General features: G+C 55.4%; 23 protein-coding genes. 8 read left to right on the forward strand and 15 right to left on the reverse strand.

Annotated features, from left to right (window positions below; translation table 11 throughout):
• Nucleotides 1-8: 8 nt before the first annotated feature.
• From RBB77_RS23395 to RBB77_RS23405, 3 genes are read left to right on the forward strand one after another with little or no spacing between them, the layout of a single operon-like run.
• Nucleotides 9-995, forward strand: a complete 987-nt coding sequence (locus tag RBB77_RS23395) for an alpha-E domain-containing protein (RefSeq protein WP_353064105.1) — start codon at nt 9-11, stop codon at nt 993-995.
• Nucleotides 996-2,006, forward strand: a complete 1,011-nt coding sequence (locus RBB77_RS23400) for an acyltransferase (protein ID WP_353064106.1) — start codon at nt 996-998, stop codon at nt 2,004-2,006. It abuts the gene before it with no gap.
• Nucleotides 2,007-2,045: 39 nt separating this feature from the next.
• Complete coding sequence (locus tag RBB77_RS23405) at nt 2,046-3,041, forward strand: transglutaminase family protein (protein ID WP_353064107.1); 996 nt, start codon at nt 2,046-2,048, stop codon at nt 3,039-3,041.
• Here the strand turns inward: RBB77_RS23405 and RBB77_RS23410 are convergent.
• The 7 genes from RBB77_RS23410 to RBB77_RS23440 form a co-directional block, all read right to left on the reverse strand.
• Nucleotides 3,038-3,805 (reverse strand): SDR family oxidoreductase, encoded by a 768-nt coding sequence (locus RBB77_RS23410; RefSeq protein ID WP_353064108.1) that lies wholly within the window; start codon nt 3,803-3,805, stop codon nt 3,038-3,040. The genes RBB77_RS23405 and RBB77_RS23410 overlap by 4 nt on opposite strands.
• Nucleotides 3,806-3,824: 19 nt before the next feature.
• Nucleotides 3,825-5,174, reverse strand: coding sequence for an FAD-binding oxidoreductase (locus tag RBB77_RS23415; RefSeq protein WP_353067698.1), 1,350 nt, complete (start codon nt 5,172-5,174; stop codon nt 3,825-3,827).
• 90 nt (nt 5,175-5,264) lie between these two features.
• Nucleotides 5,265-5,666, reverse strand: coding sequence for a 50S ribosomal protein L20 (rplT, locus tag RBB77_RS23420; protein WP_353064109.1), 402 nt, complete (start codon nt 5,664-5,666; stop codon nt 5,265-5,267).
• Between the two features lie 262 nt (nt 5,667-5,928).
• A complete protein-coding gene (gene rpmI, locus RBB77_RS23425; RefSeq protein WP_260735028.1) occupies nt 5,929-6,126 on the reverse strand; it encodes a 50S ribosomal protein L35 in 198 nt (65 codons plus the stop codon).
• A 149-nt stretch (nt 6,127-6,275) separates the two neighbouring features.
• The gene (locus tag RBB77_RS23430) at nt 6,276-6,803 is read right to left on the reverse strand and encodes a GNAT family N-acetyltransferase (protein WP_353064110.1); all 528 of its coding nucleotides are present in this window, start codon (nt 6,801-6,803) and stop codon (nt 6,276-6,278) included.
• Between the two features lie 206 nt (nt 6,804-7,009).
• On the reverse strand, nt 7,010-7,738 hold the full coding sequence (locus tag RBB77_RS23435) for a hypothetical protein (RefSeq protein WP_353064111.1): 729 nt from the start codon (nt 7,736-7,738) through the stop codon (nt 7,010-7,012).
• 259 nt (nt 7,739-7,997) lie between these two features.
• On the reverse strand, nt 7,998-8,279 hold the full coding sequence (locus tag RBB77_RS23440) for a hypothetical protein (RefSeq protein WP_353064112.1): 282 nt from the start codon (nt 8,277-8,279) through the stop codon (nt 7,998-8,000).
• A 291-nt stretch (nt 8,280-8,570) separates the two neighbouring features.
• Here RBB77_RS23440 and gyrB point away from each other — a divergent pair, with 291 nt between their 5' ends.
• The gene (gene gyrB / locus RBB77_RS23445; protein ID WP_353064113.1) at nt 8,571-11,222 is read left to right on the forward strand and encodes a DNA topoisomerase (ATP-hydrolyzing) subunit B; all 2,652 of its coding nucleotides are present in this window, start codon (nt 8,571-8,573) and stop codon (nt 11,220-11,222) included.
• A gap of 363 nt (nt 11,223-11,585) precedes the next feature.
• On the opposite strand, the gene RBB77_RS23450 is transcribed toward gyrB, so the two are convergent.
• The 4 genes from RBB77_RS23450 to RBB77_RS23465 form a co-directional block, all read right to left on the reverse strand.
• Nucleotides 11,586-11,750, reverse strand: coding sequence for a hypothetical protein (locus RBB77_RS23450; RefSeq protein ID WP_353064114.1), 165 nt, complete (start codon nt 11,748-11,750; stop codon nt 11,586-11,588).
• A 17-nt stretch (nt 11,751-11,767) separates the two neighbouring features.
• The gene (locus tag RBB77_RS23455) at nt 11,768-11,953 is read right to left on the reverse strand and encodes a S41 family peptidase (RefSeq protein ID WP_353064115.1); all 186 of its coding nucleotides are present in this window, start codon (nt 11,951-11,953) and stop codon (nt 11,768-11,770) included.
• A gap of 54 nt (nt 11,954-12,007) precedes the next feature.
• Nucleotides 12,008-12,553 carry a hypothetical protein gene (locus tag RBB77_RS23460; protein WP_353064116.1) on the reverse strand — a complete coding sequence of 182 codons (546 nt, stop codon included), beginning with the start codon at nt 12,551-12,553 and terminating at the stop codon, nt 12,008-12,010.
• A gap of 121 nt (nt 12,554-12,674) precedes the next feature.
• Nucleotides 12,675-13,385, reverse strand: coding sequence for a hypothetical protein (locus RBB77_RS23465; RefSeq protein WP_353067720.1), 711 nt, complete (start codon nt 13,383-13,385; stop codon nt 12,675-12,677).
• On the opposite strand from RBB77_RS23465, the gene RBB77_RS23470 reads away from it, so the two are divergent.
• Together RBB77_RS23470 and RBB77_RS23475 are read left to right on the forward strand one after the other, a co-directional pair.
• The gene (locus RBB77_RS23470) at nt 13,308-13,496 is read left to right on the forward strand and encodes an LA2681 family HEPN domain-containing protein (RefSeq protein ID WP_434557128.1); all 189 of its coding nucleotides are present in this window, start codon (nt 13,308-13,310) and stop codon (nt 13,494-13,496) included. The two genes, RBB77_RS23465 and RBB77_RS23470, sit on opposite strands and share 78 nt — an antisense overlap.
• 56 nt (nt 13,497-13,552) lie before the next feature.
• Complete coding sequence (locus RBB77_RS23475) at nt 13,553-14,326, forward strand: hypothetical protein (protein ID WP_353064118.1); 774 nt, start codon at nt 13,553-13,555, stop codon at nt 14,324-14,326.
• A 190-nt stretch (nt 14,327-14,516) separates the two neighbouring features.
• Here the strand turns inward: RBB77_RS23475 and RBB77_RS23480 are convergent, their stop codons facing one another.
• The 3 genes from RBB77_RS23480 to RBB77_RS23490 are packed head-to-tail and all read right to left on the reverse strand — an operon-like array spanning nt 14,517 to nt 17,597.
• A complete protein-coding gene (locus RBB77_RS23480; protein ID WP_353064119.1) occupies nt 14,517-15,530 on the reverse strand; it encodes an L-rhamnose/proton symporter RhaT in 1,014 nt (337 codons plus the stop codon).
• A complete protein-coding gene (locus RBB77_RS23485; RefSeq protein WP_353064120.1) occupies nt 15,527-16,786 on the reverse strand; it encodes an enolase C-terminal domain-like protein in 1,260 nt (419 codons plus the stop codon). The genes RBB77_RS23480 and RBB77_RS23485 overlap by 4 nt, the downstream gene beginning before the upstream one ends.
• 40 nt (nt 16,787-16,826) lie before the next feature.
• Nucleotides 16,827-17,597, reverse strand: coding sequence for a GntR family transcriptional regulator (locus RBB77_RS23490; RefSeq protein ID WP_353064121.1), 771 nt, complete (start codon nt 17,595-17,597; stop codon nt 16,827-16,829).
• Nucleotides 17,598-17,697: 100 nt separating this feature from the next.
• On the opposite strand from RBB77_RS23490, the gene RBB77_RS23495 reads away from it, so the two are divergent.
• On the forward strand, nt 17,698-18,033 hold the full coding sequence (locus RBB77_RS23495; RefSeq protein WP_353064122.1) for an L-rhamnose mutarotase: 336 nt from the start codon (nt 17,698-17,700) through the stop codon (nt 18,031-18,033).
• Between the two features lie 570 nt (nt 18,034-18,603).
• Complete coding sequence (locus RBB77_RS23500) at nt 18,604-18,795, forward strand: hypothetical protein (RefSeq protein ID WP_353064123.1); 192 nt, start codon at nt 18,604-18,606, stop codon at nt 18,793-18,795.
• Between the two features lie 354 nt (nt 18,796-19,149).
• Here RBB77_RS23500 and RBB77_RS23505 read toward each other — a convergent pair whose 3' ends face one another.
• Nucleotides 19,150-20,079 (reverse strand): GGDEF domain-containing protein, encoded by a 930-nt coding sequence (locus RBB77_RS23505; protein WP_353064124.1) that lies wholly within the window; start codon nt 20,077-20,079, stop codon nt 19,150-19,152.
• Between the last annotated feature and the right edge of the window lie 409 nt (nt 20,080-20,488).

Raw genomic sequence — 20,488 nt, forward strand, 5'->3', positions numbered from 1 at the left:
AGATGCCGATGCTGTCACGGGTTGCGGATAGTTTGTACTGGATGAGCCGGTATCTCGAGCGCGCGGAACATACGACGCGGCTGCTGGATGTTAATCTGAACCTTATGCTCGATGAGAGCCCGATCAGCGCCGAGCGGCGATGGCAGCGTGTGTTGGATGCTCTGGGCAGGCCGAAGAATATCGAGTGGACAGGGGAGCCGTATGCGTTGACACAAGCGCTGACTTTCGACACGGACAACAAGGCTTCGATTCTGTCGTGCATTATTGCAGCGCGGGAGAACTCGCGGCATGTGAGGGAGCAGATTTCGACAGAGCAGTGGCACCGGCTTAACAGCCTTTATTTGCAGGTGACGCGACCAGAGCTCCAGCACCGTACGCTGTCGGAGGCCCTCGGGGCGGGAATGACGCAGCCGAGCGAGTTTTTACAATCGGTGATGGAGGCGGCACATCAGTTTCAAGGTGTGACGGATTCGACGATGAACCACGGTGAGGGCTGGCAGTTTATTCAGGTGGGGCGGTACATTGAACGAGCGTGCGCGACGGCGCTGTTGCTTCAGGCGTACCACGTTGATCTGTGGGAACATCCCGAGAGGGCGATAGACGGCAATGAGTACCTGGACTGGATGGGGCTGCTGCGCTCTGCGACTGCATTTGAGGCGTACTGCAAGGTATATACCGCCGACCTGACGCCTGATCAGATCTTCGAGTTTCTTCTGCTCGATGAAGAGTTTCCGCACTCAGTTCGATTTTCGATCGATAGCCTTCAGTGCGCGCTCGAGAAGATTCAGGGGGACAGCGGCAGGAGCCGCGCTGACGGCTTGCGGCGGTTGAGCGGGCGACTGCAGTCGTCGCTAAACTACAGCAGCGTGGACGAGATTTTGAATCAGGACGTGGTGGCGTATTTGGGGGGCATCCAGGCTCAGTGCCGAGCGATTCATGAGACGATCTACGAGTTGTACGTTGACTATTCCATTCAGGCGGCACTGGCAGGGTAGATGATCGAACAGGGACAGACAGCAGCCGCAACATTGGAGCCGATCACCAGCGGGAAGCGATCAAATATTGTGGACCTCGTGAAGGGTCTTGCGATCATCCTGGTCGTCTATGGCCATACGGCACAAGGGGCCGAGCATCGGGGCTGGTGGACGGGTCCAGGGATGGCGATCTCTGAAAATTTCATCTACAGCTTTCACATGCCTGCATTTTTCTTTGTCTCGGGACTGTTTGTGCTGGGCAGCATTCGACGACGAGGAGCAGGCGACTTCATTCTCGATAAAGTGAAGACGATTCTGTATCCCTATTTGTTGTTCGCTGTCATCTCCGCGACGCTCGGTCCTGCGATCGGGCGATTCCAGGTAAGCTATTCTCCTTTTCACTGGAAGACATTTCTGATGAACGTTGCGGACGGAAGCGTGAGCTGGTTCCTGTTCACGTTATTCTTCTGTCTTCTGGTGGCGTTACTGACGGCTCGGCTTCCGAACTGGCTGCGGTTTTTGCTCGCGGTGGTGGTTGCGATATCGCCAGCCTACGGTTCGTACATCATGAACCGCGTGCAGTGGGAGTTCTGCTTTGTTGCTGCCGGCATGTGGGTCGGCAATCAGATCTTTCAGCTGGAACGTGTCCCAAAGTGGATGGCCGCCATTGGCTTTGTGCTGGTCGCTGCTTTTCAGTTCGCAGCTACCTATTTCTATGGATACCCGAATCGGTGGACCTTTATCGGGCTGGGTCTGACCGGGACAGCTGCACTTCTTCTACTTGCCCGGGTGCTTGAGAATCACCGGGTGGGCGTGGCGCTGGTGTGGGTGGGACGAGCGTCGCTGGCGATCTTCCTGTTGAGCGCCTTTGCACAGGGAGCGACTCGGGCCGTGTTGTCGAGCCTGTTCCATACGAACAACCTGTGGCTTCAATTGCTCTTGCCGACAGCGTTCGCGACAGTTCTACCTGCTATTGTTTGGTATCAGCAGGACCGATGGCGGCTTGGCTGGCTCTTTCACTGGCCGTTTTAGCAGATGCAGCATATCCCGCGAGGTCGAAAGGGTGAGGCTATGTACTATTCGATTCGCCATCTAACGAAGTTCCTGTACAGCAACCAGGTGAGCGAGAGCATGATGGAGACGCGGATGCACCCGCGAAGCGATCAGAATCAGCGCTGCCTGACGTTTCATCTTTCAGTAAGCCCGCGATGCAGAGTCTTCAGCTATCGCGACCATCTGTCGAATCATGTTCACCACTTCGATATTCCGGGGATGCATGGACAGTTGGTGATTGTTGCCGAGTCGCTGGTGGAGGTACAACCGGCAGCGCAGGTTCCGGCGTTTCTGGCGCCGGACGCGTGGGCGGATCTGGACGCGATGGTGGAGCAGGGCGACTACTGGGAGATGTTGCTGCCGAGTGAATTTACTGCGCCGACGCCGGCGTTGGACGCTTTGTCGGCGGAGCTCGATGTGCGACGCAGAGACGATCCGCTGATGGTGCTGCATCATTTAAACCAGCAGATCTATGAATACTTTGATTACAAGCCGAAGTCGACTAATGTCGATTCGCCGATCGATCTGGCGTTGGGTACAAAGGCCGGTGTTTGCCAGGACTTTGCGCACATCATGATTACGCTGGTGCGGTCGAAGCTGCGGATTCCCTGCCGGTACGTGAGCGGATACCTGTTTCATGGTGAGAGCGACATGGACCGGTCGATCAGTTCGGCGACGCATGCGTGGATTGAGGCGTTGATTCCGCACCTGGGATGGGTGGGGTTCGACCCGACGAACTGGCTTGTAGCCGGGGACAGGCATATTCGGACGGCGATTGGGAGAGACTACTCCGATGTGCCGCCGACCCATGGGATCTTTCGCGGACGCGCTGCGAGTGAGCTGACCGTCGCTGTGAGGGTGACGCCGAGTCTGGGGACGCCGTCGCTCGATCAGGAGCTTCCGGTTCCTGAGGACTGGTCGATTCTGGTGGAGAGGGCGACGCAACTGCCGGAGCAGCCGCCTCCACCGACGCGGCAGCAACAGATGGCGCAGCAGCAGCAGGATAATAACTAAAGATTCAGCTTTTTGAAGATGCGCTCTGGAATGTTGCGGATGATGAACATGATGGGCTGCCATTGGAATGGGACGTAGAGGATGTCTTTGCGTTTGTCGATGGCGCTGACGATGGACTCTGCGACCGATTCGACGTCGGCGAATTTTTCACTCTTAGGCATGTTGGCCGTCATCGCTGTTTTGACGGGGCCGGGCTTGATGGTGAGTACGGTGACGCCTTCGCGGTCGACGCGGTTGCGCAGGCCGCCCAGGAAGGCTGAGAGACCGGCTTTGGAGGAGCCGTATAGGTAGTTGGATTTGCGGCCGCGGTCACCGGCTACCGAGGAGATGACTGCGATGGTTCCCGCTCGGCGCTGGACGCAGAAGTTGGCGAGCCAGGTGAGGAGCGAAACGGGCGCGACGAAGTTGGTGTGGAGGATCTGGGCGGCGGTGTTGAAGTCGCGCTCGGCTTCGATCTGGTCGCCAAGGATTCCGTGGGCGAGGTATGCAATGTCCATGCCGGTGAGGGAGTTGACGGCGTGGGCGAGGAGCGCGGGATGCTGGTCGGTGTCGTCGAGATCGGCAACGGCAGTGTCGACGTAGCTGGCTCCGCGGGTTTTGAGATCGGCGGCGACGGCGGCTAGTTTTTCGGCGTTGCGGGCGACGAGGAAGAGGCTAGCGCCCTGGAAGGCCCAAATGCGGCAGGTGGCTTCGGCGATGCCAGAGGTGGCGCCGAGGACGAGGATCTTGCGGGGTGTTGTCGTGGTGTGCGGGGTGGTGCTCATAGGCTTGCGGTGTCCGGTCTTATGAATTTTGGGTGACGCGCTCCCAGAAGCTTGATGTGAGTAGGGGGTCACGGTATTGGGCGAAGTGCTGCCATTGGGGATAGAAGGCCTGGAACTGAGGAGCTGTCATGGCGGCGTCTTTAGCGGGGTACAGACGGCCGCCGAACTCGAGCGTCATATCCGCGAGGCGCTGGAAGAGTGGGAAGCTTTTGTCAGGCTTGATAGGAAAGTCGAGGGCTAGCGTGATGCCGGGTTTGGGGAAGCTCATCATGCCAGGAGAGGGGGCGTCGCCGAAGGCTTTTAGTACAGCGAGAAAGCTGGCGAGGCCGGATTTGGCGACCTCGTGGAGGATAGCGATAGTTCCCTCTTTGGCGTGCTCCCACGGGATGACGTACTGGAACTGAAGGAGGCCGCGCTTGCCGTACATGCGGTTCCAGCGGAGGACCTTGTCGAGTGGGTAAAAAAAGGGCTCGTAGTCCTGCACGGCGACGACCCGTTTGTGGATCTGCTTGTGAAAGAAAGCTGTATTGAAGAGGCTGACGGAGAGCGCGTTGAGCGCAAAGCCAGGGGCCTCGAAGGGGAAGACAAGCTTTGGTTTGGGCGACGGTTTGAGGTCGTCCTTTTTCGTTGAGTGATCGCCCTGCATGAAGACGCCTCGGGCAAAGTTCCGGCCAGTGGAGGTGACGTCGACCCAACTGACGGTGTACTCGACGTCGTGCGCCTGGTTGGTGAGGTCGAGGAACTCGTCGATGCCGTGGAACTGGATGCCCTCGTAGTCGATCTTGCGAGAGACGATGGGCTTGAGACGGAGGGTGGCCCAAGTGATGACTCCGGTAAGGCCGAGGCCGCCGATAGTGGCGGAGTAGAACTCGGGGTTTTCCGTTGGGGAGCAGATCATGTGGGAGCCGTCGGAGCGGACGAGCTCGAGCTGTGCGATGTGACAGCCGAATGTTCCGGCGGTGTGGTGATTTTTGCCGTGGATATCGTTAGCAATTGCTCCACCGAGGGTTACATATTTCGTTCCGGGGGAAACGGGGAGGAAGAAGCCGCGCGGGACGGCGAAGTCCAGGATCTGCGCGAGAGTTACGCCAGCTTCGGCGGTGAGGAGTCCAGTCTCGGCATCGAAGTTGATGAGGCGATTCATCGCGGTGGTGACGAGGAGGTTGCCGTCCTTGAGGAGGCAGACGTCGCCATAGCTGCGGCCCATGCCAACGGGGAGTGCACCGTTATGGAGGTCGGCGGTGAGGGCGGGGAAATCGCTTTGCCAGTGGAGCGGGAGGAGCTTTGCGCCGTAGGTGGGGTAGCGGCCCCAGGATTCGAAGGGAGCTTGCACTTGAGAGGCTTCCTCGGTTGCGGTTGGATCTGGCATAAGGACAGGATACTGGTTCGCGACGATGGCGCGATTAAAAAGCAAGAGGCACAGCATGGGCCGTGCCTCTTTTGAAACGGCTGCTGCTTTTTAGGCAGCAGCAGTGCTGCGATTTGCGGCGTGCTTGTCTGCTGCAATCTTCAGGGCTGCCTTTGCCTGCACGGTGAGTGCGGCAAAGCCAGCTGCGTCGTTGGCGGCGATATCGGCGAGGACCTTGCGGTCGAGCTGATTGCCGGCGAGCTTGAGGCCGTTGATGAAGGTCGAGTAGCTCATGCCGTTGATGCGGCAGGCTGCGTTGATGCGGACGATCCAGAGGGCGCGGAACTGGCGCTTCTTCTGTTTACGGCCGGTGTAGGCGAACTTGAGTCCGCGCTCGACGGCTTCCTGAGCGGCCTGGTAGAGCTTGGATTTGGTGAGGAAGTAACCACTCGCGCGCTTGAGGATCTTTTTGCGGCGATCGTTGCGTTTTGTACTCCGTTTTACACGGGGCATCGTGCTTCTCCTTTTGCGTACATCGTTTAAGCGGCTGGAGGTAAGGGTCGCATTCTCGTCTCAATCAGACTATTGGATGTTCTGAAAGGGACTCGTGAGAACGACGATGTGGCCTCTTCACTCGCTATGCAACTTCAAGTCTCGGTGGAATCGCTAACGCGGTTCCAGGGGCCGGAACGCTTTGCTGGCCCTTTGCTTTTTGAGCGACTCGACTTGAAAAACTTGTGCTTCCCTTTTCCTGAAAGACTTTGGTGGGTCTTTATCAGGCGTAAGGAAGCATTCGGGCAACCTTGTGTTGATCCGCCTCGGAGATAAGCGCCGACCCGCCGAGCTTGCGCTTGGTCTTGGTGGCCTTGGAGGTGAGGATGTGGCGCATCTTGGACTGGCCGCGCTTGAACTTGCCGGTGCCGGTCTTATGAAAGCGCTTGGCTGCGCCGCTGTGGGTCTTCAACTTTGGCATGGTGTTCCTGACGAAAACTGTGTTCTGGACAACTTACTGAGTATATACGAGGATGGCGGGCGAGGTTGCATCTATTTCAGGGCCTCGGTCAGGCTGGATTGGAGTATTTGCCAAGGTACTGGAAACGAGGGACTTGAATGGGCCAAAGCCTATGAGAGCGGCTTTTCCATGGCGAGGAAGTAGAGATCGTCGCGTCGAGGCACACCGAAACGTTGGTCTCCGTAAGGGAAAGGCTCGCGTTCGCCGGTGAAACGGTACCCTCGGCGCTCATACCATTCGATCAGTGTTTGACGGAGCCAGATGACGGTAATCCTGACCCGGGTAGCGCCCTGGGCCTTAAAGTCGCTTTCGGCCTTTGACAGGAGTGCTCTGCCGAGACCTTCAGCCTGGCGTTGGGGGTCGATCGAAAGCATGGAGAGATATCCGACGGTCGACCCGGAAGTGCGCTCGAGAGAGACACATCCTGCAAGCGGGCCGTGGAGGTGATCCCTCATCAACAGGATCGTAAGATTGTTCTTTGAGAGCATGTCAGCGAGCATCGCTGAGTCGATCCTTTGGCCGCTAATGACTTTGGCTTCGCTAGCCCAGCCCGCCTCGGAGCTTTTGCCTCTGTAGGCGTTGTTGACGAAGGTGACGAGTTCCTCGATATCGGCGTGTGTGGCAGAAACGAAGATCATTTCATTGATTATCCGGCCTTAAGTCACCGCCGCGTCAACGTATGTTCCTTGTAATAATCGATCAGGCCAAATCAAACCGTCCGGCCTGATCGTTAGCGAAGATTTCCACTTCAAGCTCAAATGAACACCGGATTCTGCAGATGTCGTGCGAAAGCTTAACGCGGTCTGCTCTCGAAGCAAGTCCGCGTAAGCAGACATTTTCGAAGTTACAAAGTTGAAAACACCCTCACGGCTCTTTCTCCAGCACTTCGCGCACTCTGTGGATTGGTCCCCGTGACGACTCGGCCGGAGGTAATGGAGTAGTCGTCAAAAGCGCTCATAGAGGAGCTGTAGTACGCTCCAACCGCGGTCACGGCTTCGACAACGGGAACCACCTTGTCTGCCCTCAATTTGTCCAGGATCCTAAAGATCAGTTCGCCCTCGATCGTAAAACCGGTCACGGTCTTTCCCTCGATAATCGATCTACCGGTCTTGGAGTCGATGACCCCGGGCAGGATTGCCGGTCCATGGCAAACTGTACCGACGACGCCTCCGCGATTCCAGACATCTGCTGCGCTCGCTTGCAGCCCCTTGGCGCTCGGGTAGTCATAGAGCGCTGCATGGCCGGCGGAAGCAAAGAATAATCCATACTCTTCTTTCTTCACATCAGATGCCTTCTTGAGCTGCGACTTCAGTTTGACGTTAAATGGGTGCTTAGGATTGTCGAAAGCGGCCTTGTCGCTTCCTGACAGGAAAGGGTCCGTCAGCGAAATATCATCGAGGCCATAGGTCCCGGTTTCGGAGGCGAGATCCACTTCAAAGCCTGCCTCCGTGAACACCTCAAACGGATGCAAGGCCTCGGTGAAAAAGAGGCCTGTTTTGTGGCCATCGGGGTAGATGGCACCGTTGAAGCTGCTGATGGAAATAAGCGCTTTACGTGGAAGCTTCTTGGACATGTTTGCTCCTTCCCTCTGACTGTGAGTTTGACTTTGCCTTGTCCTGGCGTCGCTGCAACGCGACACCAGACCATCCGGAGTGCGAACTACCTGATTACCGCCATCTGGTTCCCTGCTGCTATTGGAGTCGGCAAGGGTTGAACAGGTTTCTGACAAGAAAAAGACCCTCCGAAGAGGGTCTTTTTTGAGGATAGTTGGCTTCTGGCGAGCGTTATGTTGGCTGCTCGAAGAGTCAGACTCGGAAAGAGCTACTTGCTGATTAGCCTCCCTTAGGACCTCCGCTACCGGTGGAGCCGCCGCCACTAGTCGAGCCACTACCACTGGTAGAGCCGCCACCGCTACCGCCATGACCCGGGCAGTTGCCGCCGCTACCACCCTTATCGCCACCGCCGTCGTGGTCGTGATCGTGGTGGCACCAGCCGAACCAGGACCACGAGCTACCACCACTGTCGTGGTCGTGATCACAGGCAAAGGCAGAGGTTGAGGCTGAAAGCATTGAGAATCCAACAATCGAGACAGCGATCAAACGGTTCAATTTCATTGGTTCACCTCGGGGGAGTTACGAGCCGAAGCATAGCAAGCCACATGGGTTAGGGGAGTACAACTTTCGGCGCAGCGGAGACGGTTACCAATGGTCTGAGACGTGCTTTGGGGAGGGCTCCTGCTGGGTACCTGGAGCGGCTTTTACCCCTTGTCGCGTGGTATACTTGAGGTACTGAGAAACAGCTCGAAACGTGTATAAAGCGCTGGAACGGCGCGGGTTTTCGCGGGCTGCGCGGACACGGGACGGGCTGAAAATTCTGCAACTTCAGCCACCGCTGAACGGAGATCCATGGCATCGACTGCATTCCCCACCGAAACTGCTCCTCTGGAGCTTGAAGCTGGCAAAATCAAAGACGCTACCGCAAAAGGAAAAGAAGGTGGCGGTTATTCGGCTGAGAACATTACTGTTCTGGAGGGCCTGGCGGCGGTCCGGCTGAGGCCGGCGATGTATATCGGTTCGACCGGCGAGCAGGGGTTGCATCACCTTGTATATGAGGTAGTTGATAACTCGGTCGACGAAGCGCTGGGTGGACACGCGACGAAGATCGATGTGACGATCCACGTCGATAATTCGATTACGGTGGTCGACGATGGCCGTGGGATTCCGGTCGACGACAAGGTAATCAATGGCGAAAAGATGCCGGCGGTACAGGTGGTGCTGACCATGCTGCACGCGGGCGGTAAGTTCGACGCCTCGAACTACAAGGTTTCGGGTGGTTTGCATGGCGTCGGCGTGAGCTGCGTCAATGCTCTGAGCGAGGAGTTTGACGTCGAGATCTGGCGCGACGGTCATGCGTGGGAGCAGGATTATTCGAAGGGTGCACCGATCAGCAAGCTGCGCAAGATGGGCGCCTCGACGCGTAAGGGCACGAAGGTTCATTTTCTGCCGGACAAGTCGATCTTTACGGTGACGGAGTTCAACTACGACACGCTGGCGCAACGGCTGCGGGAGCTCGCCTTTTTGAACAAAGGGCTAGAGATCCATCTGACAGACCAACGCACGACGGACTCGAAGACCGGGGAGTACAAGCACCAGGAGTTCAAGTACATCGGTGGCATTGCGGAGTTCATCAAGCATTTGAATAAAGGCAAGGCAGTGTTGCATGACAAGCCGATCTACATGGAGGCCGAGCGTGATAACGTGGCCATGGAGATTGCGCTGCAGTATAACGACGCCTACTCCGAGACGGTGTTTACGTTTGCCAACAACATCAACACTGTGGATGGTGGAACACATCTGTCGGGCTTCAAGACGGCTCTGACGAGGACGATCAATGCGGCGGGACAGTCGCTGGGGCTGTTCAAGGACGTTAAGGAAAATCTGAGCGGCGATGATGTGCGCGAAGGGCTGGTGGTTGTGATCAGCGTGAAGCTGTCTCAGCCGCAGTTTGAAGGACAGACGAAGGGCAAGCTGAACTCGGATATCGCAGGAACGGTGCAGGCGTTTGTGAATGAGCGGCTGGGAGCGTTTCTGGATCAGAATCCTTCGGTTGCGAAGAAGATTATCAATAAGGCGATCGATGCGGCGCGTGCGCGTGAGGCTGCGCGGAAGGCTCGCGACCTGACTCGGCGTAAAGGTGCTTTGGATGGCGGAGGACTGCCGGGTAAGTTGGCGGATTGTTCGGAGCGGCAGCCGGATCGTTGTGAGCTTTATCTGGTTGAGGGAGAGAGCGCAGGTGGAACGGCCAAGCAGGGTCGTGACCGGAAGTTCCAGGCGATTCTGCCGTTGAAGGGAAAGATTCTGAACGTAGAGAAGGCTCGCTACGATAAGATGCTGGGCCATGAAGAAATTCGCGCGATGATTACTGCGCTGGGTTGCGGCATCGGCAAAGACGACTTCGACGCGAGTAAGCTGCGCTACGGCAAGTTGATTCTGATGACCGATGCGGACGTCGATGGATCGCACATCCGCACGTTGCTGCTGACTTTCTTCTTCCGGCATATGACGGAGTTGATCAAGCGCGGGCATGTGTATATTGCGCAGCCGCCGTTGTATCGGATCAAGAAGGGTAAGTTCGAGCAGTACATCAAGGACGACCGCGAGTATGTAAGCGTGATGGTTAAGCGCGCCTCCGATGGCATGGTGATTCGCTATGGCAAGGACGGCGGTCGGCTTGAAGGTGCGGCGCTGACTAAATACATGGGCCAGCTAAACGACTATCTAGGCTTCTTCGATAAGGTGCAGAAGCGATTGCGGAATGATGACGTGACGCAAGCGTTTGCGGAGCTGTTCGCTCACGAGGGTAAGGATTCTGTGCGACGCGTGGACTTTGAAACGCCCGCGAAGGTCGAGGCCATGCGCGAGCGCCTGGTGGGGATGCAGAAGACCTATCAGTTTAAGAATGTTGGTGATGTCGTGATGGACGAGGAGCACAGAAGCTACTCGGTGAGCTATACCGATGCGCAGGGCGCTGTGAGGACGATTGACTGGGCGCTCGCTTCTGCGCCGGAAAGCCGGCAGATGCTAGCCAAACACGCGCAGATCAAAGAGCAACTGGTAGCACCGTTCTTTATCGAGTATGCAGCAAAGACCAAGGCCGAGGCTGCTGCAGAAGAGGCGGAGGAGATTGCTTCTGAAGAGGGCGTGGCTGAGATCGCTGCGGCTCCGGGAACGGTGGCTGAGGTGAAGCCGAACAAGAGAACGAGCAAGGCGTCGCAGGATCCAGTGGAGAAGAAGACGGCGCGCGATGTGTTCGAGTATGTAATCGAACAGGGCAAGAAGGAGTATCAGGTTCAGCGGTACAAGGGTCTGGGCGAGATGACGGCTCCGCAGCTATGGGAGACGACGATGGATCCGGAACGGCGCACGCTGCTGCAGGTGAAACTCGAAGACATTGCGGCCTGTGAAGAGATTTTTACGACTTTGATGGGCGAGGATGTGGAGAGCCGCCGGAAGTTCATCGAAGAGAATGCACTGGATGTGAAGAACCTGGATATCTAGCTCTGATTTTTTGTCGGTTGACGCATAACCTGGGATTATTGACACATAAAGTGGGATTTTGCGACACATATAGTGAGATAAACCTACTTCAGTCTGTGAATGGTCAGAGTCGGCGGTACTGTAGCTGGAAGCATAAGCTGAAATATCGAAGCAAAAGCTGAAAATATGACGGTCGCTGTAAGTTTCCGGCCTGCTTACGCTGCTGCTTGAACAACGACACTCTGGTGAGGCAAACAGCGACATTGAACAGTAGGTAGCGCGGCCCTGAAAAGGCCAGCGTCGGCGGTTCGATCCCGTCTCCGGCCACCACATTTTCAATAACTTACAAGCTGGACCAATTTCGCAAAGAGGCTCTCCGAGCACCTAATTGCTTTCGAAATCTATGGCTGCCAGAAGCGCCGCACGGTATCCGGCGTAGCCTGATCGCAGATCTTCGACAGTCCGGTCGCACTTGACATCTGGAATAACGCCGATGTTCTCAATGTACGTACCGTTCGTGCGCTGCGCCAGCGTCCAGGGCAGCGTCATTGTCATATCCAGGTCATTCAGGGTTTTATTGCGTATGCGCTTTGCGCAACCGCCTCCGCCCCCGTTGTTGTTCCGAACAGAGTTGCTCTCTCATTGTCCTGAAGAATAGCAGCGAGAAATTCCCCTGCAGAGAACGTCTCTCCATTAATCAATACAACGATCTTCTTCGTGTAGTGGGTCTTCGCGGGCAAATTCTCCGCCACACCTCCTAAGTACAGTGGACTACTTGGTCGATCGGGGGTACCGCGTCCCGCCACTCACTCTGTCAGCACCAGGTGCGAATAAGCAACGAGCTCGCCAGATGGCCGCTCATCAGTCGGTACCGATTCTCCTGCTTTTGCGTCTTCCACGACGCTCGCAGCGACAGCAGCGTCATCGTCGCTAATCATGATCTCGTGCGTCGGTAAAGCCAAAGCCTTGTCCGTCAGCGTCGAAAGCAATGCGTACATCTGAAACATGCTTCCACCGGTGTTGTCGATTTGATCGAAGATCATGGCCACGGTCTCACGTTCAAAGCGCGCGATGATCTTCTCAAATTCCTTGACCGCTTTCCTGTCGTACTCATAATCGGAAACTCGCACATAGCCAACCCATTGACCAGCACTCATCTCGAACATATAGGCGTAGTACGGCTCCCAGACCACCCAGACGACGCTACCAAGAGTCGGAACCCAGCTGCGCGTGGCGCCTCCGGAGGACTGCCCGAGCATCAACCACTCGCCACCAGTCCTGGCATCGAATTCCGCACCTAAAGCCAACATCCGGCTTGCGGAATCGGGTCTTATTCCGGCGGACTCTCCCATGCCCTTGCCTCTTTCGATAAACCGATATTCAGACACTTTGTCACAGCATGCGAACGATTGGCGGCGCTAGGCGCAACATCTCAAGAAGAACGAGTCAGCGGTCTTCGCCGGAAGTCGGCATTCAATCGTAACGCCCGATCTCAGAGAGTTGCTCGACTTCGTGCTCAGTGCCGACGTTCCCGGACGCCATTGGAGAGAATGCTTCGTCAATCTTTTCCTTGGCCCTTGCCACCAACTTGCGTGCATCCGATGAAATCAGATCAGGCGATGCAATGGTAGCCAGCCGAAACGCGATCAGAGCATCCTTTGCATCCTTCTGGCTGTTCGCCTCGATGGCCGACTGAATTGCCGCGTACCGCTCTTTGTGCTCGGGGATCTCTCCATAGTCTGACTTCTGCAGCGTCCGCCTGAGAGAGAAGGTCGCATAACCACAGTCGAGAGGCACTGAGTCAAGAAGAAGCCTTCCATCGGTATCGAGGGATAGCTTTTTCTCATCAATGGATCCCTTTGGACGGTCTATGACTGCCGCCACGCAGATCTTGGTCAATGTAAGGTCTGTATCGATTCCTACCTCGAGAGCAGTGTCCTGCGTCTGACCGGCAATCAAGTCCATGCCTTCCGTGATCAGGGGCAGGAACGGTTTGATCGCCCCAACGTAGCTGATGCCAGCAGTAGCGGAGACACTCGTGATGTAGTTCAAAATGGGAGTCAACAGATTTCCACTTTTCACCGAAAACAAGCCGAACGCATCAGCCTGGTCCTTCGTGAGATGAGCGGAAATGACCCGATGGGCGTCGTCGAAACTGTGACATTGGCTGACTTTGAGGAACATGCACTGTACATTCTCAAACTAGCTCGCTCCGCTCTGATGTACCTTACTTTCTCGATGCAAAAAGAAGAAGTGGCCGGGATTCGCAGGGCGATGGCTTTGCTCCTGGTATAGAGCTTCCCATCCTTACATAGCGACGGCAACTGTTCCACGAATTGAGGCACTGGACAATGAGTGAGTTCAAAGACAAGATTCCCGCAGCGGGCGGCAAAATCGACTTTCTCTATGACCCCACGACGGGTAGGATCGCCACGCAGATTTCCGGTACAGGTTTCTTTGCTATGTATATCGTGGCGGTCAGTATGGATGGTCGTCATTTGTTGGAGAGTGTTGTTCCCGCGGGCATGGGCGGCGTAATGAGCTATCGACAACCCTCCGTTTTGACTTACATGCAATCGGATGAGCAGGGGATGTGGGGGCGCAATTGTCCTTATTGCCAAAAGTATTTTCGCACCAACCACAACATGGGAGAAACGTACTGTCCGTACTGCTCCCAACCGGAATCGGATCTCGCTTTCATCTCCAAGGAGCAACGCGTATACCTCACCGCGTTTTACGATGGCTTTGCGCGAGCCTATCTTGAAAAGAAAAACACGTCTTTGGATTTGGCGGAGATTACCGACACAACCGCCGCGTGGCACTATTCGGAAGAGAAGCAGCAACATCATTTTGTATGCCAGACAGATAACGTCGAATATAGTATCGGGAGTCGCATACCGAGTCGCCTCCGCGACGGAGCGGAATGTGCGCTTAATGTCCTGCTCGGATGCGAGTTTATCGGCTTTTTCGGGGATTTCGTCCATCAACCCGATGACGGAAAACCCCGCTTTTTTGTACGCCGGCAAATGGGCAGCGCGAACGATGCCTCCCGTTCCAATGATGATGATGGGTCGAACATTTTTTGGCCGCGGCAATTTGACCTGTTGAACGATAGATCGAAGTAGTGCGTTCTGTTCTTCTCGGGGTAGAGTGTCCGCCATGATCAAGGCTCCATGACAATCTTTTCTTGGGAACTTCCTTGCAGTAGAAGCAGCCGTCGATATCGCAGCTACCAACAATAAGGGCGCGGCCCTATCACTACGCTCTCGTTCCATACTTCGCATCCATTTTGTCCTGCTGACGATTCAGGTCTCTTCAATGTCCCCTAAATGACAGAAGCAGAGTCGCTCCGATCAGCCCCACCATACCCGTCGCCAGCAATGTCATCGCGTTCCGCGGGGCGCCTCTCCACTCTGCCGTCAATAATCCGGACATAGTTGCCGCCATGATCATGAATATTTGAAACAGTCCCCAGCCAATCGATGTTCCCAGTGCGCCCAGATAAACTGCGCTCATTCCATAAAGCGCAAACGCCCCCATCCAGAGCACGCCCATTAGCGATGGCCAAATCACATCCCGGGCGCTATGACCGAACGCCGCCCAGCTTGAGTTTCGCTGAAGAAGATACACACTATAACCAATGTTGGGAATCAGCCCACCCAACAGGGCCACGGGCCACACGGCGTACGCGGCCGCGACAGGGCTATTTCCAAGCCGAGCCGCCTCCACCGCGAGACCTTGTCCAAATGCAAATGCATAGTTCAACATCGGCGCTAGTACCCCGCACAGCATCGCCAACAGGACTGAAACTACATAACCCCGCTGCGGCTCATCCGATATCTCCGTTACTCTGGCGCGCTCCTTGACCTGCCCACCCCAGGCCGTGAGCGCGATTCCCAGTACCATAACCACGACGCCAGCCAATATCCTCACCAGTCCAGCGTTCGAGACGAAGGTCCGCTGTCCCACAAACAACGGAACCAGAGTTCCCAACACCGCTCCTAACCCCACGATGATCGCGTAACCAACGCTCATCCCAAGTCGTCGAATTGAAACACCGAATAGGATCTGTGCAATTCCCCATCCAGCACCGAACAACAACGGCGTCATCATCTCGTTGGTCCGCAGTCTGCGATATACATCCAATAGCTGATGCACCACCGCAAACGCAAGAGCCCATGGCAACAACAGTAGCGAGACGACACTAAAGACAAACCAGACATTCTCCGGTCGCCATCGGCGGGCATACTTCATCGGCAACATGCAGTTGCCCGACATTGCACCTGCAACCACAGTCAAGCCGACGCCCGCGAGCACAGTACCAGTCATGCGCAACTCCGTTCAGAGCCGTTCAGGTCACTTGAGGCTCCTGGCTCCAACGGCGTTCGATAATATCCTCCTTCTACCTGCGCCGGAAAGGCAAAGTGGGGACGCAGGTGCGGAATGTGCTCTAGAAACAATGCTTCATGTCCCATGGCGACGTGGTTGAAGATGACCAGGTGTTGATGGATCTGTCCCATATCTCCCACATGTGGCACTATCGGTAGGTCGAACTTCCGCGCCAACAGACTCACCGTTAGAAATTCCCCGACTCCAGCCAACCGGGTGCAGTCGGCCTGCACATAGTGCATCGCTCCCGCTTCAATGAAGTTCTTGAAAACTACCCGATTTGGAATATGCTCCCCGGTTGCAATCTTGCTTGGTGCTATCTCTCGAGCTAGCGCCACATGGGCCATCAGATCATCAGGATGCGTCGGCTCCTCAATCCATAGCGGCTTCAGCTTGGCCAGCTCTCCACATATCTTTCGCGCGACGGGTAGCGTCCATTGCTGGTTCGCGTCAAACATTATCGTCCCCGTATCTCCGACGCATTCGCGCAACATAGCTGCGCGTCTCAAATCACGCAACTGGTCGATCGATCCCACCTTTAACTTAAAGGCGCTGAAGCCTTTATCCATCGCTCGCTTCGTCAAATCCCTCACCTTGGCATCGTCATAGGCCATCCATCCCACTGACGTGTCGTACCCGGGATATCCCGTTTGCAGCATCCCCTCCCGGTCCCCACGTGTAATTATCTCTCTGCTTAGAAGTTCCACTGCCTCGCGCTCAGTCAGCACTTCATCGAGATAGCTTAAGTCCAGGAGGCGTACGGTATCTTCCGGCGAGAGGTCCAACAGCAACCGCCACAGCGGCACTCCTCTACTCTTCGCCCAAAGATCGAAGCAGGCATTCGTAATGGACGCCAATGCTAAGTGCACGACGCCCTTGTGTGGGCCCAACCAGCGCATCATCGGATCATCTGCCATCTGGCGTGTTACGTGACCGAATTCAGCCATCAAATCTTCAATCGGCCTGCCAAGTAACGGCTTCGCCAGCAGTTCGATTGCTTCGCACACAAGACGATTGCCCGCGCCTAACGTCAGGGCAAACCCAGTACCGCATATTCCACCAACTTCCGATCCAAGCCGAGTCACCGCAAGGCAGTACTCAGGGTCCGTGTGTACCGCATCGCTTCCCGCTCCAGGCGGCAAGGGATATCGCGCATCGAATGTTGAAATGCGCCCTATCGAGCAAGCTGCCATCATCTTTCCTCCGCGAGCCACTGTCTGGCGTTGAACACTTGTCTTACCTGCCACTCCTGCGCACACTTCTAATCGCATACGGCTTGCTGGGCTGCGGTACTCCGTTCTTAGCGCTCGAACGCTTCTTCGATGCCGGAGGTCTCTTCTCCCAATTGTCATAAGCAGTCATCCCGAATCGTGTCATTACCCTTCGAACGTATTGCTCGATGACCTCACCCTCGCCCTCTCGCAAGAGGTCGATGATTCGCTGATGCGCCTCAAGGTCTCTGTCCCACGCCGACGTGCTCTGCCCACTTGCTAGGACCCTGATCCGTACAAACGCAAAAAACGGCAGGAGTATCCTGCGCGCATGTTCTAGCAAGTGAGAATTTTCTGATAGATTGCAAAGTTCTAGATGGAATTCCAAATCTCCATCCAGCAGATCCTGACATCGGTTCTTCTTGGCGGCCTGCCGCATCGTATCGATTGCACGCTCCAGTTTGGAGATATCTGGCTTCTTCTCAGCCGCAAGCCTCGCGGCCAACCCCTCAAGCGCACCACGTAGCGCGTATAACTCCAGTACGTCCTCTTCGCTCAAATTCACCACTCGTGCGCTGCGCCCCGAGGCCTTAACTACGAATCCTTCTTGGGCTAAAATATTGATCGCTTCACGAATCGAACCCTGCGCCACCCGGAACTTCCGCCCCCAGGTACCTTCCACTATCCGTACTCCTGGTCGCAACCTGCCAGCTATAATTTCCCCGCGCAGCCGTTCCGCCAGTGAGTGTTTCACCAATGTCTCGTTGCCGCTTTCTGATTCAACAAGTTTGCGCATAGGTGATTATGAGTGCTTAAAGAAAGCCTATAGGAGGCTGATCCGGACCGTCAATACGATACTCAACCACTTGAACCGATCTCACAGATGCCTCTAATAAATGGACAACTTAATGCGCCGCTATGGAATGACTATACGTCTCAAGCCTGAAGCCGAGATTGCATACAAGCAACATCACCGGTCAGTCTGGCCCGAAGTGCTCGGCAAGATTACGGAATGTAATATCCGCAATTATTCTATCTTTTTGCGCGATGGCGTTCTTTTTAGCTACTTCGAATATACCGGCGAAGATTTTAGTGCGGACATGCAGAAAATGGCCGATCACCCCAAGACGCAGGAGTGGTGGTCAATCATGAATCCGATGCAGACCCCTCTGGCCTCACGAGTGGAAGATGAATGGTGGGCACCGATGACAGAAGTCTTTCATCTTGACTAGTCGCGCGCATTTAAGTGCTTAATTTCACTAGCGTGAAAAAACATTTTCCGGCGCTTTCTTGCGAAGACTCGCAGGCACACCCGCCAATCGGCCACACGGCCTTCAATGAAGGCCCGCACAGATAGATCGACGCCGGTGATTCCCAAAAGCGCCATTGCACCACTCAACAACCGGCCTCATCGGTAAATAGATCCCGGCTAATAGAATAGTCCGCATCTAGGTTGGCATCTGGCATCGTGTGTGCCGAAAGCATAGCACTGGCCCTCAGTCCCGTCGATCAGCAGATTCAGCAACCGCGAGCCGAATAGATTCGGCGGTACACACGCCCGCCCCAGGGCAAATTTCAATCCTTAGCTGGCGCTAAATCGCCGATGCGCTCTTCGATGGGTCTTGTCATTACCGTTGAAGTGCGAATGTACCCTTCCAGGCATGCATGCGGCGTGGAGGCCACTCGTATGCGCAAGAAGAGACTGGCAGCCTGGTTGCGATTAAGCGATAATCGGCTCGTCGGCAATCGGTGATTCTTGGGAATTATCGGAAAAGTTCGAACACGGGAGAGTCGAACTCATCATGACCAGAACATCTGATTCACGAAGGGACAAAGGCAAAAAGCATAGAATTGCTGAAGAAGGTTCTGCGCGTGCGGCTGCTAACGACAGGCAAGCCGAAGACGAAATAGCTCAGGGGCTTTATCAAACGCTTGAGGATGGTACTGATCTAGAAGGAAATGATCCCAGGATGTCTTTCAGACCTTCCACCTAAAGCAACCCGATTGCGTCGCAACTGATGAGCCCTCATCCCTTGGAACCCCGACATTAAGCCGATTTACGAAGAGCTTGGAAATTGGAAATCAAAGCTTTTATTCACGAAATGTGGTGTGTGCTGTCGAGACTACCTCATAGTAGTCCTCAATTCTGATCGAACTGAGTCGGGGATCACATCGCGGTTAGAGATTTGCCGGAATTGCAAAAAATAAGTTCGAAATGACTATCCCAGTTTATGTGTCAGAATGTAGTTTTATCTCACGTATTGCGACATTAAATCCTAACTACCTTGACGGACTCGCCGCTCAACCCTTTTCTTATCAGGGCAAGGCGTCCCACCTAATGTGTCGACCTACATTTTGTAGAGAGCCATGTCCCCCCGCGCAAGCGTCGACACCGCGGTCTCGCACGGCCTGGCAAAGGTGAGCCCAATGCTCAGCGTAATCGGAAGTGCGAATCTCGAAACCGCAAGCCCACTCACCGCGTGTCCTATCGGTTCCGCAATTCGCAGCGCGTCTTCGCAGGAAGTCTGCGAAAACACCAACAGGAACTCGTCGCCTCCGTAGCGCCCGAAAAAATCGTACGAGCGAAGCCGTGAGGAGATGACCTCGACAACCTGCTTCAGCGCAGCATCTCCTGCAGCATGGCCCGCAGTGTCGTTAATCGGTTTGAAGTGGTCGATGTCGATCAGCGCCACAGCAAGCTCATAACCGTTTCGCTCTGCACGAACCAGCTCGAGTGCAAGCCGCTGATCGATTCCTCGCCTATTCAGCGCACCCGAGACGTGGTCATACATGGACTGCGCCTCAACAATCGCTACCAGTTCACTGCTCAGCATCAGCAGAAAGAACAACCCGATAATGCAGATGAACAGAAGGTTCACCACCAGTGACGGTGTCTGAAATCGGCTGGTCTGCATGAAATCGTACGGAGGACCATGCAGAAAAGTCACGATCGCTCGGACCGCACCAAATAACGCGTAGGCTGCCATGAGCGCCGCGAAGACATTCAGGATCGACCGCTGTCTGGCTTGGCGGAACAACTCCACCGCAATCAGCCCGCGCGAAACCAAAAGCACAAACGACACGATGACGATCCGTGTGGCAACCCGTTCCTCCACCGCGCTGAAGTACGTCAGCAGAAAAAGGGCGACAACGCACATTATCGATAGGAAGCGAGTGGTCCGTGGACTACGAAAGAAAAGCAGTATCCCGCGATAGAACAGCAGAAATGCCGAGAAGATCAGGGAATGCACAACAACAACAGCGACAGAATTCGGCACGCCGCCTCGTAGAACAATCAGGATGCAGCCCAGAAAGCCCGAAAAAAACCAACGCAAACGACCCGGTGCCAGGCAGATGACGATACATCCGCCTCATTCCCAGAAAGGCGATCGAGTAAACCATCGTTAGCAGAATCTGACACGCGAAGAGCGTTCTATTGTCCATCGACGGCGGGCGTGGCACGACCGTCCACTTCACCTTGCCAGCGGCTTCCGCGGAAACAAACCCTCCCGTGGATGCAGCATGATTCGGCATTCCGCAGAGGGGTAGGCACGCGGTTGAGCAGCTTCTGGCAAGTGGAATTCAACTATCGATAAAAGATCTCCACTGGTCCGTCCGCCATCTGAAAATAAGGAATACTCAGCCGAGGTATGGCATGCGTGCGAAACGGACTGTCGCCACTGATAA

This window comes from Tunturibacter psychrotolerans, from assembly GCF_040359615.1.
In the GTDB taxonomy this organism is placed as follows: domain Bacteria; phylum Acidobacteriota; class Terriglobia; order Terriglobales; family Acidobacteriaceae; genus Edaphobacter; species Edaphobacter psychrotolerans.

Bases quoted from the DNA above. Each gene is read 5' to 3' on its own strand.
- RBB77_RS23495 (WP_353064122.1), top strand. From the start codon at position 17,698: ATGGACAACTTAATGCGCCGCTATGGAATGACTATACGTCTCAAGCCT.
- RBB77_RS23435 (WP_353064111.1), bottom strand. From the start codon at position 7,738: ATGTCCAAGAAGCTTCCACGTAAAGCGCTTATTTCCATCAGCAGCTTC.
- RBB77_RS23480 (WP_353064119.1), bottom strand. From the start codon at position 15,530: ATGACTGGTACTGTGCTCGCGGGCGTCGGCTTGACTGTGGTTGCAGGT.
- RBB77_RS23415 (WP_353067698.1), bottom strand. From the start codon at position 5,174: ATGCCAGATCCAACCGCAACCGAGGAAGCCTCTCAAGTGCAAGCTCCC.
- rpmI (WP_260735028.1), bottom strand. From the start codon at position 6,126: ATGCCAAAGTTGAAGACCCACAGCGGCGCAGCCAAGCGCTTTCATAAG.
- gyrB (WP_353064113.1), top strand. From the start codon at position 8,571: ATGGCATCGACTGCATTCCCCACCGAAACTGCTCCTCTGGAGCTTGAA.
- RBB77_RS23485 (WP_353064120.1), bottom strand. From the start codon at position 16,786: ATGATGGCAGCTTGCTCGATAGGGCGCATTTCAACATTCGATGCGCGA.
- rplT (WP_353064109.1), bottom strand. From the start codon at position 5,666: ATGCCCCGTGTAAAACGGAGTACAAAACGCAACGATCGCCGCAAAAAG.
- RBB77_RS23400 (WP_353064106.1), top strand. From the start codon at position 996: ATGATCGAACAGGGACAGACAGCAGCCGCAACATTGGAGCCGATCACC.
- RBB77_RS23395 (WP_353064105.1), top strand. From the start codon at position 9: ATGCTGTCACGGGTTGCGGATAGTTTGTACTGGATGAGCCGGTATCTC.
- RBB77_RS23460 (WP_353064116.1), bottom strand. From the start codon at position 12,553: ATGGGAGAGTCCGCCGGAATAAGACCCGATTCCGCAAGCCGGATGTTG.
- RBB77_RS23465 (WP_353067720.1), bottom strand. From the start codon at position 13,385: ATGTTCCTCAAAGTCAGCCAATGTCACAGTTTCGACGACGCCCATCGG.
- RBB77_RS23430 (WP_353064110.1), bottom strand. From the start codon at position 6,803: ATGATCTTCGTTTCTGCCACACACGCCGATATCGAGGAACTCGTCACC.
- RBB77_RS23410 (WP_353064108.1), bottom strand. From the start codon at position 3,805: ATGAGCACCACCCCGCACACCACGACAACACCCCGCAAGATCCTCGTC.
- RBB77_RS23440 (WP_353064112.1), bottom strand. From the start codon at position 8,279: ATGAAATTGAACCGTTTGATCGCTGTCTCGATTGTTGGATTCTCAATG.
- RBB77_RS23475 (WP_353064118.1), top strand. From the start codon at position 13,553: ATGAGTGAGTTCAAAGACAAGATTCCCGCAGCGGGCGGCAAAATCGAC.
- RBB77_RS23450 (WP_353064114.1), bottom strand. From the start codon at position 11,750: ATGACGCTGCCCTGGACGCTGGCGCAGCGCACGAACGGTACGTACATT.
- RBB77_RS23500 (WP_353064123.1), top strand. From the start codon at position 18,604: ATGACCAGAACATCTGATTCACGAAGGGACAAAGGCAAAAAGCATAGA.
- RBB77_RS23490 (WP_353064121.1), bottom strand. From the start codon at position 17,597: ATGCGCAAACTTGTTGAATCAGAAAGCGGCAACGAGACATTGGTGAAA.
- RBB77_RS23405 (WP_353064107.1), top strand. From the start codon at position 2,046: ATGTACTATTCGATTCGCCATCTAACGAAGTTCCTGTACAGCAACCAG.